Genomic DNA, 519 nt, shown 5'->3' with positions numbered 1-519 from the left:
CCATAATACCGGTATGACCTACCATATCGCCATTGGCATAGTTACAGACGATCAGGTCGTAATCACCATGCTTAATGGCATCAACCAGTTTTTCGGTGACTTCCGGTGCGCTCATTTCAGGCTGCAAGTCATAGGTTGCCACGCTGGGAGAGTTCACCAGAATACGGGTTTCACCGTCGTATTCGGTTTCCTGCCCGCCGGAGAAGAAAAAGGTAACGTGGGCGTATTTTTCGGTTTCAGCAATCCGCAGTTGTTTCATGCCCTGGTTGGCTATGTATTCACCCAGGCCGTTGCTCAGGGGTTCGGGTGGGAAAGCACAGCTGGCATCGATACTGGCTGCGTATTCAGTCAACATGACAAAGTCACTCAGGGCTGGACGTAGCGCTCGGTCAAAGCCGTTGAATTCGTCACCTTCCACAAACGCCCGGGTCAGTTCGCGGGAGCGGTCAGGGCGGAAGTTGAAGCAGATAATGGCATCGCCATCCTGTACCGGGGCTGGCTCGCCGATCAGGGTAGCGG

1 pseudogene is annotated in these 519 nt (G+C 54.1%); it reads right to left on the bottom strand.

The features are described from left to right. Window positions 1–519: pseudogene (locus Q4563_RS15775) on the bottom strand (2,3-bisphosphoglycerate-independent phosphoglycerate mutase); the annotation flags it as partial.

This window comes from Gilvimarinus sp. 1_MG-2023 (genome assembly GCF_030548285.1).
Note: the sequence above shows the minus strand (reverse complement) of the source record. Positions and strands in the feature narration are given on the sequence as shown.